Annotated in this window: 16 protein-coding genes; 10 read left to right on the plus strand and 6 right to left on the minus strand. The window is 64.2% G+C overall.

From position 1 onward, the window contains the following. Nucleotides 1-89 precede the first annotated feature (89 nt). The gene (locus NKJ23_RS31865; RefSeq protein ID WP_352684649.1) at nt 90-746 is read left to right on the plus strand and encodes an O-methyltransferase; all 657 of its coding nucleotides are present in this window, start codon (nt 90-92) and stop codon (nt 744-746) included. A gap of 166 nt (nt 747-912) precedes the next feature. Then, on the plus strand, nt 913-1,122 hold the full coding sequence (locus tag NKJ23_RS31870; protein ID WP_023680243.1) for a hypothetical protein: 210 nt from the start codon (nt 913-915) through the stop codon (nt 1,120-1,122). An 86-nt stretch (nt 1,123-1,208) separates the two neighbouring features. Here NKJ23_RS31870 and NKJ23_RS31875 read toward each other — a convergent pair whose 3' ends face one another. Continuing rightward, on the minus strand, nt 1,209-2,189 hold the full coding sequence (locus NKJ23_RS31875; RefSeq protein WP_352684651.1) for a GlxA family transcriptional regulator: 981 nt from the start codon (nt 2,187-2,189) through the stop codon (nt 1,209-1,211). 76 nt (nt 2,190-2,265) lie between these two features. On the opposite strand from NKJ23_RS31875, the gene bcoG reads away from it, so the two are divergent. The 7 genes from bcoG to NKJ23_RS31910 all read left to right on the plus strand — a co-directional run bounded on the left by bcoG (nt 2,266) and on the right by NKJ23_RS31910 (nt 10,162). Next, nucleotides 2,266-3,177, plus strand: coding sequence for a 3-dehydrocarnitine:acetyl-CoA trimethylamine transferase BcoG (bcoG, locus tag NKJ23_RS31880; protein ID WP_352451615.1), 912 nt, complete (start codon nt 2,266-2,268; stop codon nt 3,175-3,177). Between the two features lie 31 nt (nt 3,178-3,208). Then, a complete protein-coding gene (locus tag NKJ23_RS31885; protein WP_352684652.1) occupies nt 3,209-3,838 on the plus strand; it encodes an HD domain-containing protein in 630 nt (209 codons plus the stop codon). Further along, nucleotides 3,835-4,908, plus strand: coding sequence for a carnitine 3-dehydrogenase (locus NKJ23_RS31890; protein WP_352684653.1), 1,074 nt, complete (start codon nt 3,835-3,837; stop codon nt 4,906-4,908). The genes NKJ23_RS31885 and NKJ23_RS31890 overlap by 4 nt, the downstream gene beginning before the upstream one ends. Before the next feature lie 4 nt (nt 4,909-4,912). After that, entirely contained in the window at nt 4,913-6,076 is a 1,164-nt protein-coding gene (locus NKJ23_RS31895) for an acyl-CoA dehydrogenase family protein (protein WP_352684655.1), read from the plus strand. Nucleotides 6,077-6,138: 62 nt separating this feature from the next. Next, nucleotides 6,139-8,217 (plus strand): acetate--CoA ligase family protein, encoded by a 2,079-nt coding sequence (locus tag NKJ23_RS31900; RefSeq protein ID WP_352684656.1) that lies wholly within the window; start codon nt 6,139-6,141, stop codon nt 8,215-8,217. Further along, a complete protein-coding gene (locus NKJ23_RS31905) occupies nt 8,210-8,992 on the plus strand; it encodes a carnitinyl-CoA dehydratase (protein ID WP_352684658.1) in 783 nt (260 codons plus the stop codon). Before NKJ23_RS31900 ends, NKJ23_RS31905 begins: the two co-directional genes overlap by 8 nt. A 231-nt stretch (nt 8,993-9,223) precedes the next feature. After that, nucleotides 9,224-10,162 (plus strand): alpha/beta hydrolase, encoded by a 939-nt coding sequence (locus tag NKJ23_RS31910; RefSeq protein WP_352684661.1) that lies wholly within the window; start codon nt 9,224-9,226, stop codon nt 10,160-10,162. 46 nt (nt 10,163-10,208) lie between these two features. On the opposite strand, the gene NKJ23_RS31915 is transcribed toward NKJ23_RS31910, so the two are convergent. The 3 genes from NKJ23_RS31915 to NKJ23_RS31925 all read right to left on the minus strand — a co-directional run bounded on the left by NKJ23_RS31915 (nt 10,209) and on the right by NKJ23_RS31925 (nt 12,075). Next, nucleotides 10,209-10,475, minus strand: coding sequence for a hypothetical protein (locus tag NKJ23_RS31915; protein ID WP_352684664.1), 267 nt, complete (start codon nt 10,473-10,475; stop codon nt 10,209-10,211). A 94-nt stretch (nt 10,476-10,569) separates the two neighbouring features. Further along, nucleotides 10,570-11,355, minus strand: a complete 786-nt coding sequence (locus NKJ23_RS31920) for a DUF899 domain-containing protein (protein ID WP_352522446.1) — start codon at nt 11,353-11,355, stop codon at nt 10,570-10,572. Nucleotides 11,356-11,520: 165 nt separating this feature from the next. Then, nucleotides 11,521-12,075, minus strand: coding sequence for an autotransporter (locus NKJ23_RS31925; RefSeq protein ID WP_352684666.1), 555 nt, complete (start codon nt 12,073-12,075; stop codon nt 11,521-11,523). A 106-nt stretch (nt 12,076-12,181) separates the two neighbouring features. Here NKJ23_RS31925 and NKJ23_RS31930 point away from each other — a divergent pair, with 106 nt between their 5' ends. Continuing rightward, on the plus strand, nt 12,182-12,922 hold the full coding sequence (locus tag NKJ23_RS31930) for a GntR family transcriptional regulator (RefSeq protein ID WP_352684667.1): 741 nt from the start codon (nt 12,182-12,184) through the stop codon (nt 12,920-12,922). A gap of 165 nt (nt 12,923-13,087) precedes the next feature. Here NKJ23_RS31930 and NKJ23_RS31935 read toward each other — a convergent pair whose 3' ends face one another. Continuing rightward, nucleotides 13,088-14,746, minus strand: coding sequence for an FAD-binding dehydrogenase (locus tag NKJ23_RS31935; protein ID WP_352684669.1), 1,659 nt, complete (start codon nt 14,744-14,746; stop codon nt 13,088-13,090). A gap of 58 nt (nt 14,747-14,804) precedes the next feature. Continuing rightward, nucleotides 14,805-15,791: a Gfo/Idh/MocA family protein gene (locus NKJ23_RS31940; protein ID WP_352484691.1), complete on the minus strand. Its 987-nt coding sequence runs from the start codon at nt 15,789-15,791 to the stop codon at nt 14,805-14,807. Nucleotides 15,792-16,032: the final 241 nt, after the last annotated feature.

The raw sequence follows: 16,032 nt of genomic DNA on the forward strand, positions 1-16,032 counted from the left end.
AGCCGCGCCAATGCGATTAGTGAATGCGAATGATTAGTCGTATTTTGAATGCCGCACAAGAACGCATTCAATTCCGACTGGAAACCGGTATGACCACACTGACGACAAAGCCGCTCGCGCCCCTGCTGGACCGCCTGTTCGAGGAAGCCGCTGCGGCAACGAGCCCTGCAGTGGCGGAACTCTCCGCCGAGGAGCGGATGCGGCTGGTTCGAAGCAAGACCGAATACCTCGATTTCTATGGGCGGCTAAGGGATCTCTGGCTTCCCGTTTCGCGAGAGACCGGCACGCTGCTCTACATGCTGGCACGAGGCAGCGGCGCACGGACGATCGTTGAATTTGGAACCTCGTTCGGCATCTCGACCCTGCACCTTGCCGCAGCCTTGCGGGACAATGGCGGTGGCCGCCTGATCACCAGCGAGTTCGAGCCATCCAAGGTCGCGCGCGCGAGGAGTAATCTGACAGCAGGCGGTCTCATTGACATGGTGGAAATCCGCGAAGGAGACGCGCTGCAAACATTAAGCGTCGATCTTCCCGAAACGGTCGACCTGCTTCTGCTCGACGGCGCCAAAGCGCTCTATCCCGAGATCTTGAGTCTGGTTGAAAGCCGCCTCAGGCCGGGCGCCTTCGTCGTTGCTGACAACGCAGATCTTTGCCCCGAATACCTCGAGCGGGTGCGCTCGACCGGGAGTGGCTACATGTCCACGCCGTTCGGCGAGGATGTTGAACTGTCGATGCGGCTTGGCTGAAGCACTGCCTGACCTGCCGGAACGATCGTGCCCAAGATGGGCGGCGGCGGACAAAACTTTGCCCGGCATCGCCCATCAATCGCCTCGCTCTTGCCTTCAAACAGCCGTCACGAACCTCCTATAGTGTGGTTCGTGGCGGGATTCAGAAAGAAGGAGGCGAAACGATATGCAGCACGAACGCGAAATCGACGCCCTGCTCTCATCTGGCGAGGCTGGATCGATCATCGACCGGCTGATGGCGCTGCCGCACCCGAAACAAGGTGCGCTGAGTGCAAACGAATGGGATCGCGCGGTCGCCAGCCGCTTCGAGACCCATCTTGCGAGACAGATGCGCTCGCAGATCGACGGCAGCAGCGACCGCCAGGACGCTGCCTGATCTACCTTTGTCTATGCATGTCGTGATCCCAAAACCGCTCCGCACCCTCGGGTCAAGCCCGTGGCCAGGCTTTTGGGCGACATGCATTATCCCCGACGCAGCCTGACCGGCGCTTCGCCGAACGCTCTTGAAAACGCTCTGGAAAATGCCGCGGCGGACGAAAACCCCGTTCGCCCGGCAATGTCCGCCATGGCGATGCGCGTGTCGACCACCAGCCGGCGCGCGGCGCCGAGGCGCAGCCTGAGGTAATAAGCGCCGGGCGTTTCGCCGATCGACTTGCGAAAGATGCTTTCCAGCGTCCGTGCCGTCACCCCGGCGCGCTTTGCCACGGCGGCGATAGTCAGCGGCTGGTCGACATGCGCTTCCATCAGCCGAATGGCTTGCGCCAGCCTGGGATCGTAGCCGTCGAGACGGCCGAGCGAGACCAGCGGTTGCGCATCCGTCGCGGCGCGCGCCTGGTCGTAGATGAAGACGCTCGCGACATCTAGCGCCACGGCCATGCCGAGCCGCGTACGGATCAGATGCAGCATCAGGTCGAAGGTCGGCGAGGCGCCGCCGGTGGTGAACACCGGGCCATCGATGACGTAGCGGTCGGGGCGCACGTCGACGCCGGGAAAGGCCGACGAGAAATCCTCCATGTCCTCCCAGTGGGTGGTGGCGCTGCGCCCCTCCAGCAGACCCGCTCGGGCAACCAGCCAGGTGCCGGCCTCGACGCCGCCGCAGGCGCGTGCCGCGCGCGCCGCCCGGCGCAGTCCGGACAGCAGGGCCGATGTGGCGTAGTTCTGCGTGCCGAAGCCGGCGACGACGACCAGCATATCGGTTCTGTCAGCCGCATCGAAGCGGCCGCTGACCGCCACCGGCAGGCCGCATGTGGTGACCGGCGCCTCGCCTGTCACCGAGACCAGCCTGAAATCGAACAGCGTCTCACCGGCAATGCGGTTGGCGGCGCGCAACGGATCGACGGCCGACGCGACGCACATGATCGACGAGCCGGAGAATACCAGCAGCGTCACCTTGAGCGGCAAACGCTCGGCCCGAAAGATCGTCGGTTTTTCGTTTTTGGTCACACGATCTTCGTAAAACGCAAAACAGTTTCCGGCAAGTCAGGCATTCTTGCCCTACGTTCTATTGGGAGAGAGTCCGATGCCGTTAGCGATGAACCGTGAGGTTTTCATTACCTGTGCCGTGACCGGGTCCGGCGGTTCGCAGGACCGCAGCCCGCATGTGCCGCGCTCGCCCAGAGAGATCGCCGATTCGGCCATCGAGGCGGCAAAGGCAGGTGCTGCAATCGTGCACTGCCATGTGCGCGATCCCGAGACCGGCAAGCCTAGGCGCGACGTGCATCTCTATCGCGAAGTAACCGAGCGCATCCGCGCGGCAGACGTCGACGTGGTGCTGAACCTGACCGCCGGCATGGGGGGTGACATGGTATTCGGCCCGCCGGAGAAGCCGCTGCCGCTGAACGAAAAAGGCACGGACATGGGCGGCGCGAGCAACCGCATGGAACATGTGCGCCAGTGCCTGCCGGAAATCTGCACGCTCGATTGCGGCACCATGAATTTCGCCGAGGCCGATTATGTCATGACCAATACGCCCGGCATGCTGCGTGCCATGGGCGGCATGATGACGGCGCTCGGTGTCAAGCCGGAGATCGAGGCCTTCGACACCGGGCATCTGTGGTTCGCCAAGCAATTGGTCGAGGAAGAAGTGCTGAAGCCGGACGCGCTGGTGCAATTGTGCATGGGCGTGCCGTGGGGCGCGCCGGACGACCTCAACACCTTCATGGCCATGGTCAACAATGTACCGTCGACCTGGAACTGGTCGGCCTTTGCCATTGGCCGCAACCAGATGGCCTATGTCGCGGCCGCGGTGCTGGCCGGCGGCAATGTCCGCGTCGGACTGGAGGATAATCTCTGGCTCGACAAGGGCGTGCTGGCGACCAATGCGCAGCTGGTCGAGCGGGCGGTCAGCATCGTGTCGAATATGGGCGCCAGGGTCATCGGCCCGGACGAAGTCCGCAAGAAGCTGAACCTGACGAAGCGCGCACCGCTTTGAAAAGCCGGTAGCCGGTTGGGAGGAGCCGCCGATGAAGACCGTGAAATTCACCGCCATGAAGGACGGCGACCGCGAGGACTATGCCTTCCTCACCGAGCACGAGATCGACTATGCGGCAAAGACCGGCGAGCGGCTGCTCGACGCGCTCGTCCAGCTTGATGCGGGCCCCTCGGGCTACAAGATCACCCGGCTCGGCCATTCGCTGCAAGCGGCAACACGGGCCTGGCGCGACGGCGCCGACACCGACTGGATTGCCTGCGCCTTGCTGCACGATATCGGCGACATCTACGCGCCCTATAACCACGACGAGTATGCGGCGTCGATCCTGAAACCCTTCGTTCGCGAGCAATGCACCTGGGTGGTGGAGAAGCACGGCGATTTCCAGCGCCTCTATTACGCCCACCACCTCGGCGGCAATCCGCACGCCCGCGACCGTTTCGCCGGGCACATCTACTTCGACGATTGCGATGAGTTTTGCGAACGCTGGGATCAGTCGAGCTTCGACCCGGATTACGAGACATTGCCGATCGATTTCTTCCGGCCCTTCCTGCTCGAAGTGTTCGCGCGCAAGGCCTATGACGCGTCCGTGATCCGTGCCGGCGAGCGCGTCGCCCTCACCGACCCCGCAACAGCCTGCACAAGAACCGGAGCTTCCGCATGAGCATCATCAACAAGGCGGCCGCCATCGGCGGCGGCGTCATCGGCGCCGGCTGGGTCGCGCGGCTGCTGCTCAACGGCATCGACGTGTCGATCTTCGATCCCGATCCCGAGGCGTCACGCAAGGTCGGCGAGGTGATAAAGGGCGCACGCCGCGCCTACAAGCAGATGCTGCCCGGCGGCCTGCCGAAAGAGGGCAAGCTTACCTTCGCCAAGACGATCGCCGAGGCGGTGGCCGACGCCGACTTCATCCAGGAAAGCGTGCCTGAGCGGCTCGACCTGAAGCACCGCGTGCTGGCCGAGATCGACCTTTATGCACCGGCCAACGCCATTATCGGCTCCTCCACCTCCGGCATCAAACCGACCGACATGCAGGTGGCGATGAAGAAGCACCCGGAGCGGCTGGTCGTCGGCCATCCGTTCAACCCCGTCTATCTGCTGCCGCTGGTCGAAATCGTCGGCGGCGAACAGACCTTTCCCGAGGCGATCGAAGTCGCCAAGGAGATGTATGCCTCGATCGGCATGAAGCCGGTGGTGATCCGCAAGGAGATCGAAGCGTTCGTCGGCGACCGGCTGCTCGAAGCGGCCTGGCGCGAGGCGCTGTGGCTGGTCAAGGACGGCATCTGCACGGTCGAGGAGCTCGACGACATCATGCGCTACGGCTTCGGCCTGCGCTGGGCGCAGATGGGCATGTTCCAGGTCTATCGCGTCGCCGGCGGCGAGGCCGGCATGCGCCACTTCATGGCGCAGTTCGGCCCGTGCCTGAAATGGCCGTGGACCAAGCTGATGGACGTGCCGGAGTTCAACGATGAGCTGGTCGAGCTGATCGCGACCCAGTCGGACGATCAGGCGCACGGTCTGTCGATCCGCGAGCTCGAAAAGATCCGCGACGACAATCTGGTCGCCATCATGGAGGCACTGTCGAAGCAGAACAAAGGCAAAGGCTGGGGTGCCGGCGCCCTGCATAAGGACTACACCAGGCAGCTGGCCAAGCTCGCGGCCAAGAAGCCCACCGCCTCCAAGGCGGCCGAAAAGGCAAAGGCTGAAAAGCCGAAGAAAAGGAAGAAAGGCTGAGACCATGGATTTTGGTCTTTCGGAGGAGCAGAAGCTCATCGTCGAGACGACGCGGGCCTTCGTCGAGAACGAGCTTTACCCATATGAGCGCGAAGTGGAGCGTACCGGCGTGCTGCGCCGCGAGCTGATCGAGGAGATCAAGGCCAAGGCGATCGAAGCCGGCCTCTATGCCGCCAACATGCCGGCCGATGTCGGCGGCGCCGGGCTCGATACGGTGACCTGGCTGCTCTATGAAAAGGAACTCGGCCGCGCCAATTACGCGCTGCATTGGACCTGCGTGGCGCGGCCTTCGAACATCCTTCTCGCCGGCACGCCGGAGCAGCGCGAAAAATATCTGTTTCCCTGCATTCGCGGCGAGAAATGGGATTGCCTGGCAATGACCGAGCCGGGCGCCGGCTCCGATCTGCGCGGCATGAAGGCAACCGCCGTGCAAGACGGCGACGACTGGGTGCTGAACGGCACCAAGCATTTCATCAGCCATGCGGACCTCGCCGATTTCGCCATCGTCTTCATGGCCTCGGGTGAGGAAGAGTCTTCGCGTGGAAAACGCAAGAAGATCACCGCCTTCTTTGTCGACAAGGGCACCAAGGGTTTTACGGTGCGCGACGGCTACCGCAACGTCTCACATCGCGGCTACACCAATGCCATCCTCGAATTCGACGATTGCCGGTTGCCGGCCAGTCAGGTTCTGGGCGAGGTCCACAAAGGCTTCGACGTCGCCAATTCATGGCTTGGCGCGACGCGCCTGCAGGTCGGCGCCACCTGCCTCGGCCGTGCCGAGCGGGCGCTTGGCCACGCCATCGAATACGCCGCGCAGCGCCAGCAGTTCGGCCAGCCGATCGGCAAGTTCCAGGGCGTGTCGTTCAAGCTCGCCGACATGGCGACCGAGCTGAAGGCCGCCGACCTGATGGTGTTCGAAGCCGGCTGGAAGTACGATCAGGGTACCGTCACCGACCAGGACATGGCCATGGCCAAGCTGAAGGCCACCGAGATGCTTGCCTTCGTCGCCGACGAGGCGATCCAGATCCATGGCGGCATGGGGCTGATGGACGATTTGCCGCTCGAGCGCATCTGGCGCGACGCCCGCGTCGAGCGCATCTGGGAAGGCACTTCGGAAATCCAGCGCCACATCATCTCGCGGGCGCTGCTGCGGCCGTTCGGGGGCTAGAGCATGATCCCAAAAAGTGGAAACCGGTTTGGAAAAGATCATGCTCCAACGAAAAGATGACGATGCACAAACTTGAACGTCTTTTGCGCCCACGAACGATCGCGGTCTTCGGTGGCGCGCAGGCTGCCGCCGTCGTCGCGCAATCGATCAAGATGGGCTTTGCCGGCGATATCTGGCCGGTGCATCCGAGCAAGGCCGAGGTCGCCGGCCGCAAGGCCTATCGCTCGGTGGCCGAATTGCCCGGTGCGCCGGATGCCGCTTTCGTCGGCGTCAACCGGCACTTGACCATCGAAGTGGTCAAGGCACTGGCCGAGCGCGGCGCCGGCGGTGCGGTCTGCTTCGCCGCCGGCTTCCTCGAAACCGAGGCCTATGACGAGGACGGCGAGCGGCTGCAGGCCGAGCTGGTCGCGGCGGCGGGCCAAATGCCAATCATCGGGCCGAACTGCTACGGGCTCATCAACTACGCCGACGGCGCGCTTTTGTGGCCCGACCAGCATGGCGGCATCAGGCTGCCAGAAGGCGGTCGCGGCGTTGCCATCATCACCCAGTCGTCGAACATCGCCATCAACATGACGATGCAGAAACGCGGCCTGCCGATCGCCTTTCTGATGACCGCCGGCAACCAGGCGCAGACCGGGCTTTCCGAAATGGCGCTCGGCCTGATCGAGGACGACCGTGTCACCGCGCTCGGCTTGCATATCGAGGCTTTCGATTCGGTAGCCGGCTTCGAAAGGCTGGCGGCACGGGCGCGCGAGCTGAAAAAGCCTGTCATCGCCATGAAGGTCGGCCGCTCCGAGCAGGCGCGGCAGGCGACCGTTTCCCATACCGCGTCGCTGGCCGGCTCGGACGCAGCGTCCGGCGCCTTCCTGAGGCGTCTCGGCATCGCCCGCATCGATTCGATCCCGGCCTTCATCGAGGCGCTCAAGCTGCTGCACGTCACCGGCCCCCTGCCCGGCTACCGGCTGTCGTCGATGAGCTGTTCGGGCGGCGAGGCGTCAGTGATGGCCGACAGCGCCGAAGGCCGCTGGGTGACGTTTCCGCCACTCACCCCCGAGCACCGCGCGCATGTCAAATCGACGCTCGGGCCGCTGGTCGCGGTGGCCAACCCGCTCGACTACCACACCTTCATCTGGAACAACGAGCCAGCGATGACCGCCACCTTCACCGCGATGGTGTCGGGGGGCTTCGACCTCAACATGCTGGTGCTCGATTTCCCGCGCCCCGACCGCTGCTCGGACACCGACTGGTGGGCGACGCTGCGCGCCTTCGAAGTGGCGCTGAAGACCAACAGCGCGCAAGGCGCGATCGTCTCCTCGCTACCGGAGAACCTGCCCGAGGAATACACTGCCGGCCTGATGGCGCGGGGCATGGTGCCGCTGTTCGGCATCTCCGAAGCCATTGACGCCGCCCAGGCGGCGGCCTTCATCGGCTGGGCCTGGCGCGAGCCGCAGGCGCAGCCGATCGACACTTCGGCGTCCGGCGCGCCGGCCGGCGACCATGTCACGCCGGACGAGGCCGAGGCGAAGGCGCGGCTCATCGAGGCCGGGCTCCCCGTGCCGAAGGGCGAGCGCGCCGGCAACGCGGTCGAAGCTGTCATCTCCTCGATGGCGCTCGGCTTCCCGGTGGCGCTGAAGGCCCTTGGTGTGATCCACAAGTCCGAGCTCGACGCGGTCCGGCTCAATTTGAGGGATGCCGAATCGGTCAGCACCGCCGCCCATGATCTCGGCCCGCTCGGCACCGGCCTTTATGTCGAGCGCATGGTGCGCGACGGCATCGCCGAGCTGCTGGTCGGCTTCACCCGCGACCCGATGTTCGGCGCCGTGATGACGCTCGGCACCGGCGGCGTGCTGGTCGAGCTGTTGCGCGACAGCGTCACGCTGATGCTGCCGGCGACCCGCGACGATATCGAGGCCGCTTTGCGCGGGCTGAAACTGTTCCCGCTGCTCGACGGCTATCGCGGTCGGCCGAAGGCCGATGTCGCAGCGGCAATCGATGCGATATCGGGCATTGCCGCTTTCGTGCAGCAAAACGCCGGCGAGATCGAGGAACTCGACATCAATCCGCTGATCGTCTGCACCGAAGGCAAGGGCGCCTGGATCGCCGATGCGCTGCTGGTGCTTGGAGAGAACAAGAATGTCTGACGTCATCACCACCCGCCGCGAGGGCACTATCCTCGAAGTCACGCTCGACCGGCCCAAGGCCAATGCCATCGACCTGAAGACGTCGCGGCTGATGGGCGAGACTTTCAAGGCGTTTCGCGACGATCCCGACTTGCGCGTCGCCATCGTCAAGACCGCCGGTGACAAGTTTTTCTGCGCCGGCTGGGACCTGAAGGCCGCGGCCGGCGGCGACGCTGTCGACGGCGACTACGGCGTCGGTGGCTTCGGCGGGCTGCAGGAATTGCGCGACCTCAACAAGCCGGTGATCGCCTGCGTCAATGGCATGGCGGTCGGCGGCGGCTTCGAACTGGCGCTATCCTGCGACCTCATCTATGCGTCGGACCACTCCTCCTTCGCGCTGCCCGAAATCCGCGCCGGCACGCTTGCCGATGCGGCGACGATCAAGCTGCCGAAGCGTATCCCCTACCATGTCGCCATGGACCTTTTGCTCACCGGCCGCTGGATGGATGTCGCCGAGGCGAATCGCTGGGGCCTGGTCAACGAGGTGCTGCCCAAGGAAAGACTGGAGGACCGCGTCTGGCAGATCGCGCGGCTGCTCGCCAGCGGCCCGCCGCTGGTGTTCGCCGCGATCAAGGAGACGGCCCGGGTCGCAGAATCGCTGACGTTCCAGGACGCGATGAACCGGGTGACGCGCCGGCAACTGTCGACGGTTGACGCACTCTACGGCTCGGAGGACAATCTCGAAGGCTTTCGCGCCTTTGCCGAAAAGCGCGATCCGGTGTGGAAGGGGAAGTAGTGGTATTGCAGGAATGATGGCGCTCACCCCCCTCTGTCCTGCCGGACATCTCCCCCTCAAGGGGGGAGATTGGATGTCATCATCGCTTTCGCCAATTGTCGACGCCGGAGAAAAGGCGGTTTCGCCGAAGCTGCCGATCTCCCCACTTGAGGGGGAGATGCCAAGTGGTGGCAAAGAGGGCAGGCCAGAGGGGGGTGTTCAGGCGGATTCATTGCGATCCATTCGGCGCCCATGACCGACTACAAAACCCTCATCGACGCCGAGACCTGGGCCTTCATCGAGCGGACCAATTCTTATTATCCGCCCGATACGATCGACTACACCATCGCCGAGCAGCGCCAGATCTACAACCGGATGTGCCGCGAGTTCTTTGCCGGCTATCCCCAAGGCGTCACGGCGGAAACCACCGCCATTGCCACACCCTGGCACATTCCGATCCGCGTCTACCGCGCCCCGGCGCCGGAAGCGGCGGCGATGGTGCTTTATTTCCATGGCGGCGGTTTTATCCTCGGCGGGCTCGACAGCCATGACGACCTCTGCGCCGAGCTTTGCAGCCGCACCGGCTACGAAGTGGTTTCGGTCGACTACCGGCTGGCACCGGAACACCTTCATCCGGCCGCCTTCGACGATGCCATCAGCGCCTTCGAATGGGCGGCGGCGACTTACGAGCGTCCTGTCCTGCTCTGCGGCGACAGTGCCGGCGGCAATCTCGCCGCCGCTGTCAGCCACGCAACGCGCGGCCATGCGCGCAAGCCGATCGGCCAAATTCTGGTCTATCCCGGCCTTGGCGGCGACAGCTCCGCCGGTTCCTACGTCACCCACGCGGAAGCGCCGATGCTTACCGCGCGCGACCTCGTTTTCTACAGGGACATCAGGACCGGTGGCGAGGATCGCACCGGCGATCTCACTCTGTGGCCGCTCGCCGACGCCGAGTTCGCCAATCTGCCGCCCACCGTCGTGATCACCGCTGAATGCGACCCGCTGTCGTCGGACGGCGAAGCCTATCGCGACCGCATCGTTGCCGCGGGCGGGCGCGCCTGGTGGCTCGAGGAGCCGGGGCTGGTGCATGGCTATTTGCGCGCCAGGCACACGGCCGGCCGCGCCGGCTCGAGCTTTACCCGGATTGTCGATGCGGTAGCGGTTTTGGGAAGGGGCGAGTGGATCTGGTGAGGGATGTCTTCCCGACCAGAACGGGCCTTTGTCGGCCGGTAAAGCTTTATTTGCGGCGGCGTCGCCGGCCGGAAACCTGCTTCAGCCAAGGTCCTAAATGAAAGCCGCTCATCAGAAGGTACATCGGGACCATGCCGCCCAGCGGCGACGCCTCTTGCCCGGTCGAGCACATCATGTCCGGCGCTCCGCCGAGAAGCGTCAGCAGCGCCATGGTTGCGAAGGTCGGCGCGGCCGCAAAGGACAGCCAATCGGCTGCACTATGGCCGGCCGGGCTCGCATCGCCGGTGGATCCGCCTGGATGAATCTCGCTCATGTCCGTAGTCCTGCATAGCGAGCGGGATGCGGTCGAACCGTGCATCCCGCTCCTCCAATTGTCCTGGCCGCATTTCCGCGACGCCAAAGACGTTCTATTCGGTGCGGTTCCGGAACGCGGCCTCTCCGGCGTCAGACACCTCGACCCACTTTTTGTCGGGGGCGGCTTCGGCGCCGTAGTTGTCATGCCAGTTCCACCACTTGTACGTCGGCGTCTGGGGATAGCCTTCGGGCGAATCCTCCCAGACCTCCTGGCGGCCTAGCGGCGTCAGGTCGAGGTAGCTCCATACGGTCCCCATCGCCTCGTCGCCGCGGTTGTTGATGAAGTAGGTGCGAAACACGCGGTCGCCGTCGCGGATGAACACGTTGTGGCCGTGCCACTCGTCAACGCCGAAGTCGGCATCGAAGCTGTCGGTGATGGTGTACCAGGGCATCTTCCAGTCCATCCGCGCCTTCAGCCGCGCAATGTCGGCCTGCGGTGCGCGCGAGGCGTAGGCTAAGGTGGTGTCGCGGGCGTTCAGATGGGCAAGGTTGCCGACCTGGTCTGCCCCCAGCGAACAGCCGCGGCAGGCGTGATCGGGCCAGCCGAATACGCCGGGTTCGAAGAAGGCGCGGTAGACGACCAGCTGACGGCGGCCCTCGAACAGGTCGAGCAGGCTCACCTTTCCGTCAGGCCCTTCGAACGTATAGGGCTTCTCCACCGCCATCCACGGCATCCGCCGGCGCTCGGCGGCCAGTGCGTCGCGAGCCCGGGTCACGGTCTTCTCTTTCACGAGCAGTTGCTGGCGCGCGGCCTCCCATGCGTCAGGCGAAACGACCGGTGGTGTCTTCATTGCGAGCCGCGTGGCCTGCTCGCCTGTGCCATTCTGATGTGCCGTCATTATGCTTCTCCCTTGCTGGTCTGTCGCCGCACCGGCGCGACGTGTTGCTGATTGGTCATGGGCTAGGATAGGGGCGATAGCGGATTGGCGAGAGTGACAAGTGTGACGCGATTCCGACGGGTCCGCTGATCACGGCCGACTTCGCCGCCCGCGACGCTCCTGCGTTCATTCGTCCCCGGACTGCTGAATGGGCCGTGCGCCGGCCAGGTAGCGATCATTGTCAAACGGCTCGGCCTGGTTGCTTTCCGGGCTCCACAGCTGCCGGTGGGTTCGCGTGAGATCGCCGAGATAGACATGCAGCGCACCCGATCGCGCGTTGCCGGTGTTCGCAACCGCATGCACGGTATCTGACAGCAAGTGCACCACGGCAGGTGCGGCGATGTCCTGCCTTTCCGGGATATCGAGTTCGCTGCCGGCAACAGGGTAGATGAAGTTCGTTTCGCTACCCTTGTAGATGCCGATCAAGGCATCCATCAGGTGGTTGTGAGGCGGGTACTGCAGGCCGGGCGACAACGTGATGTGATAGATCGTCAGATTCGGGCTCGCATGCAGAAGCACCTCGTCGTCGTCTTCTTCATGAGCGAGTGTCCCCGAGGAGTGAAAACGCTTGGTGTAGTCACCCAGGACCGCCCTTACCGCTTCGAGGGGATCTGGCCCTTTCGCGGCGTTGACGATATCATTGGCAGCAGCGTAGAGAGGCGAGTTGGCGAGTACAGGCATAGCAGTTGTCCTCCCTGAGATGCTCAGATTGCAGGTCTGAGATGTTCAACGCTACTGAATGCTGATGCCAGCGTCAACCGGACAGCCAGACGGATAAAATATGAAAATGACCAAGTTGACAGCCGAACCGGCAAGACCGGCCGCGGTCGAGGCCACAGCACTGTCGGCCGCCGACGTCCTTCGCAGGGAACAGGCATATGAGCAGTTGAGGAACGACATCATTGCCTGCGTGCTGCGCCCCGGTGAAGCTCTAACCGAGAAGCAGATCGGCGATCGATACCAGATCAAAAAGGCGACGATCCGCGCGGCGTTGGCCCGCCTGATGCAGGAAGGGCTGGTCAGGAGCGAGCCGCGCCGCGGCTACGTCGTCGCGACGCTCAGCCTGCGGGATGTCAACGAGATCTTCGACGTCCGCAGCTTGATCGAACCGGAAGTGTTCAGGGTGGCTGCATCGAACATGACCGAGCGCGGGCTCGAGGATGTCAGGCTGGCAGCGCAAAAAGTGCTGAAGCCGGAGACGCTACGCAGCCACGTCGCCTTCCTTGCGGCCGACCGTGCCTTTCGTCTGGCCCTTGCGGAGCTCTCGGGAAATTTACGACTGGCGCATCTCCTGGACCAGATACTCGACCAGTCGGCGCGGGTTCTCCACCTCGGCTTCAAGTCCCGCGACTTCACCCACTTGATCATCGCCCAGCAAAAGGAGCTGGTCCTTGCCTGCGAGGCAGGCGAGGTTTCCGCCATCGTCAAACTTGCCCGTTCGCAGTGCCTGTCTCTCAAGAAGCAGGTGCTCGAGGCTTTGCTTGCCGGTTCCAAGCTTCAAGACGTCAATTTGCAGCCCTTCGCCTAGAGCCGGTTCCGGTTCTCCTGGAACCGGTAACCCGCTCTAACTATCTGTTTTGCCGCATTTATGCGGACGCCAAATGATTTCATTTGGCTGCAAAATGCTCTAAGGGAAGTTGGCCACTCGGTGCGACCCGCCACCTTGGCGCAACGGCCGCCGGCGGGCCTTGTTTCACCCCACCGCGCGTGCCGCCGCCCGTCCGGCACTGCGGCCGGAAAAGATGCAGCCGCCGAGAAACGTGCCTTCGAGCGCTGCATAGCCGTGCATGCCGCCGCCGCCGAAACCGGCGGCCTCGCCCGCCGCGTACAGCCCCTCGACTGGTTGGCCGCCGGCGCCCAGCACGCGGCTGTCGAGGTCAGTCTCCAGCCCACCGAGCGTCTTGCGGGTCAGGATGCTGAGCCTGACGGCAATCAGCGGGCCATTGGCGGGATCGAGCAGCTTGTGCGGTCTTGCGGTGCGGATCAGCCGGTCGCCGAGATAGGCTCGCGCGCCGCGCAACGCAGTAATCTGCATGTCCTTGGAGAACGGATTGTCGAGCTGCCGGTCGCGGGCGCGCATTTCGCGCTCAACCTGCGCCAGTTCGAGCAGCGGCTCGCCGCCGGCCACTGCGTTCATGCGGGCGACCAGCGCCGGCAAATCAGGCTCGACGATGAAATCCTCGCCCTTCTCCATGAACGCCTTGACCGGCGCGGGCACGCCGCTGGTGGCGCGGCCGAGCACCTGGCGCCAGCTCTTCCCCGTCAGATCGGGGTTCTGCTCGGAGCCCGACAGCGCGAACTCCTTCTGGATGATCTTTTTGGTCAGGATGAACCAGGAATGATCGAAGCCGGTGCTTATGATGTGGCTGAGCGTGGCCAACGTGTCGAAGCCGGGATAGAGCGGGACCGGCAGGCGCTTGCCGCGCGCATCGAGCCACAGCGATGACGGGCCGGGCAGGATGCGGATCGCATGATCGGTCCAGATCGGTGCCCAGTTCCTGACGCCCTCGACATAGTGCCACATGCGGTCGCGGTTGATCAGCCGGCCGCCGGCGGCTTCGGCGATCGCCAGCATGCGGCCGTCGACATGATCGGGAACGCCAGTGATCATGCGTTTCGGCGGCGCGCCCATCCGCTTCGGCCAATTCTCCCGGACCAGCTGGTGATTGGCGCCGATGCCGCCGGAGGCGACGATAACGGCCTGCGCCTTCAGCTCGAAATCGCCGGTGATCTCGCGCGAGCTCTTGCGGCCGCGCTCGGCATCGCTCGCCGCCAATAGGTCGCCGCGCACGCCGTTGACGACGCTGCCCGTCCGCGTCAATTCGTTGACCCGGTGACGGAATTTGAAGCGGATCAGCCCGCGCTTCTCGGCCTCGCGTACGCGCTGCGCGAACGGTTCGAGCACGCCAGGGCCGGTGCCCCAGGTGATGTGGAAGCGCGGCACCGAATTGCCGTGGCCGACGGCATTGCCGCCGCCGCGCTCGGCCCAGCCGACCACCGGAAAGAATTTCAGGCCGCGCTGCATGAGCCAGGAGCGCTTCTCGCCGGCGGCGAAGCCGAGATAGGCCTCGGCCCAGCGGCGCGGCCAGAGATCTTCCGTGCGGTCGAAGGCTGCGGTGCCCAGCCAGTCCTCGAGCGCCAGCTCATACGAATCGCGGATGCGCATGCGCCGTTGTTCGGGCGAATCGACAAGGAAGATGCCGCCGAGCGACCAGAACGCCTGACCACCAAGCGACTGCTCCGGCTCCTGCTCGACGATGATGGTCTTCTTGCCGGCTTCGGTCAGTTCGGCCGCCGCGACAAGGCCGGCAAGGCCGGCGCCGACAATGATCACATCCGCATCGTCGGACATCTATTTGGCCATGATCTTGTCCAAAAACCGGTCCCCACTTTTCGGGATCATGGCCGGCCTAGACTGTTTCCCAGCCTTCCTTCTCGCCGGCGCGGAAGATGGCATCGATGACCTTCTGGTTGAGCACCGATTCTTCCAGAGTGAAGACGCGGTCCTTGCCGCCCTGCGCAGCCCGCGCGAAGGCCTCGACTTCCAGCCGGTATTGCTGCGTGCCGGGAAAGCGGAACACCTGCGCCTCGCTGTGGTTCTGGTTGTGCAGCTCGACGCGGTGATGGTCGTAGAGCCCGGCGTTGAACGGTGAGAACACCTCGATGAAGCCCTTCTCGCCGTGGAAGACCATCACCTGGCGTGCCGCCATCTGCGTCGACAGGTAAAACGACAGCTCGAAGTCGCCGAAATCGGCGCGGATCGAGGAATAGATGTCGGTGCCGAACGTCTTGTCGCGCTCGATCGTCGCCTGGACCCGCAGCGGCTCCTTGCCGGTCGAAAAGCGTGTCGACACTGTCGGGTAGACGCCGATGTCGGGCAGCGCGCCGCCGCCGAGATCGAGCTTGTTGCGCATGTTGTTGGGGTCGACATTGTAATAGGAGAACGCGCCCTGGACATGGCGCAGCCGGCCGATGGCGCCGTTGGCGATCAGCTCGCGCACCTTGATCCATTGCGGATGGTAGACGACCATGAAGGCTTCGCAGACCAGCACCTTCCTGGCATCGCGCAGCTTGATCAGCGGCGGAATGTCCTTGGCATCGAGCGCCAGCGGTTTTTCGACCAGAACATGCTTGCCGGCCTCGATCGCCTTGGCCGTCCATTCGACATGCTGCGAGGTCGGCAGCGGAATGTAGACGCCGTCGATGTCGCTGGAGGCGAGCAGCTCCTCATAGGAGCCGAACGCGTGGCGCGCACCGAAGCGTTCGCCCAGCGCCCTCGCTTTCGACAGATCGCGGCTGGCAATCGCGGACAGCACGCCGTTCTCCGCCTCGACGATTGCCGGCAAAAGCTGCTCGCGGCCGATCTTGGCCGTCGACAAAACACCCCATCGGAACATCAGATTTCTCCTCTCGATTGCAGGCCTGGAGGTTTGCCCTAATTCAGGAGAAAAGCCAATGCGGGAGCATGGCGGCGAACAGGGCGATCATCTGCGGCTTGTCCGGATGCCGGCGCTGCCCTTGCGGAACCTGGGTTCCTCGCCCCACGAAGTGGGCTAGGGGATGCACACATCTTTTCGTTGCGTCGATGACTCATCTGTGAGTTGCGGCGTCGGGTTGGTGTGTGATTCTGTAGGCGAC

The organism is Mesorhizobium sp. M0184 (genome assembly GCF_040322215.1).
Taxonomy (GTDB): Bacteria; Pseudomonadota; Alphaproteobacteria; order Rhizobiales; family Rhizobiaceae; genus Mesorhizobium.

Bases quoted from the DNA above. Each gene is read 5' to 3' on its own strand.
- NKJ23_RS31905 (WP_352684658.1), top strand. From the start codon at position 8,210: ATGTCTGACGTCATCACCACCCGCCGCGAGGGCACTATCCTCGAAGTC.
- NKJ23_RS31910 (WP_352684661.1), top strand. From the start codon at position 9,224: ATGACCGACTACAAAACCCTCATCGACGCCGAGACCTGGGCCTTCATC.
- NKJ23_RS31935 (WP_352684669.1), bottom strand. From the start codon at position 14,746: ATGTCCGACGATGCGGATGTGATCATTGTCGGCGCCGGCCTTGCCGGC.
- NKJ23_RS31940 (WP_352484691.1), bottom strand. From the start codon at position 15,791: ATGTTCCGATGGGGTGTTTTGTCGACGGCCAAGATCGGCCGCGAGCAG.
- NKJ23_RS31925 (WP_352684666.1), bottom strand. From the start codon at position 12,075: ATGCCTGTACTCGCCAACTCGCCTCTCTACGCTGCTGCCAATGATATC.
- NKJ23_RS31895 (WP_352684655.1), top strand. From the start codon at position 4,913: ATGGATTTTGGTCTTTCGGAGGAGCAGAAGCTCATCGTCGAGACGACG.
- NKJ23_RS31900 (WP_352684656.1), top strand. From the start codon at position 6,139: ATGCACAAACTTGAACGTCTTTTGCGCCCACGAACGATCGCGGTCTTC.
- NKJ23_RS31920 (WP_352522446.1), bottom strand. From the start codon at position 11,355: ATGACGGCACATCAGAATGGCACAGGCGAGCAGGCCACGCGGCTCGCA.
- NKJ23_RS31885 (WP_352684652.1), top strand. From the start codon at position 3,209: ATGAAGACCGTGAAATTCACCGCCATGAAGGACGGCGACCGCGAGGAC.
- NKJ23_RS31870 (WP_023680243.1), top strand. From the start codon at position 913: ATGCAGCACGAACGCGAAATCGACGCCCTGCTCTCATCTGGCGAGGCT.
- NKJ23_RS31865 (WP_352684649.1), top strand. From the start codon at position 90: ATGACCACACTGACGACAAAGCCGCTCGCGCCCCTGCTGGACCGCCTG.
- NKJ23_RS31915 (WP_352684664.1), bottom strand. From the start codon at position 10,475: ATGAGCGAGATTCATCCAGGCGGATCCACCGGCGATGCGAGCCCGGCC.
- NKJ23_RS31890 (WP_352684653.1), top strand. From the start codon at position 3,835: ATGAGCATCATCAACAAGGCGGCCGCCATCGGCGGCGGCGTCATCGGC.
- NKJ23_RS31930 (WP_352684667.1), top strand. From the start codon at position 12,182: ATGACCAAGTTGACAGCCGAACCGGCAAGACCGGCCGCGGTCGAGGCC.
- bcoG (WP_352451615.1), top strand. From the start codon at position 2,266: ATGCCGTTAGCGATGAACCGTGAGGTTTTCATTACCTGTGCCGTGACC.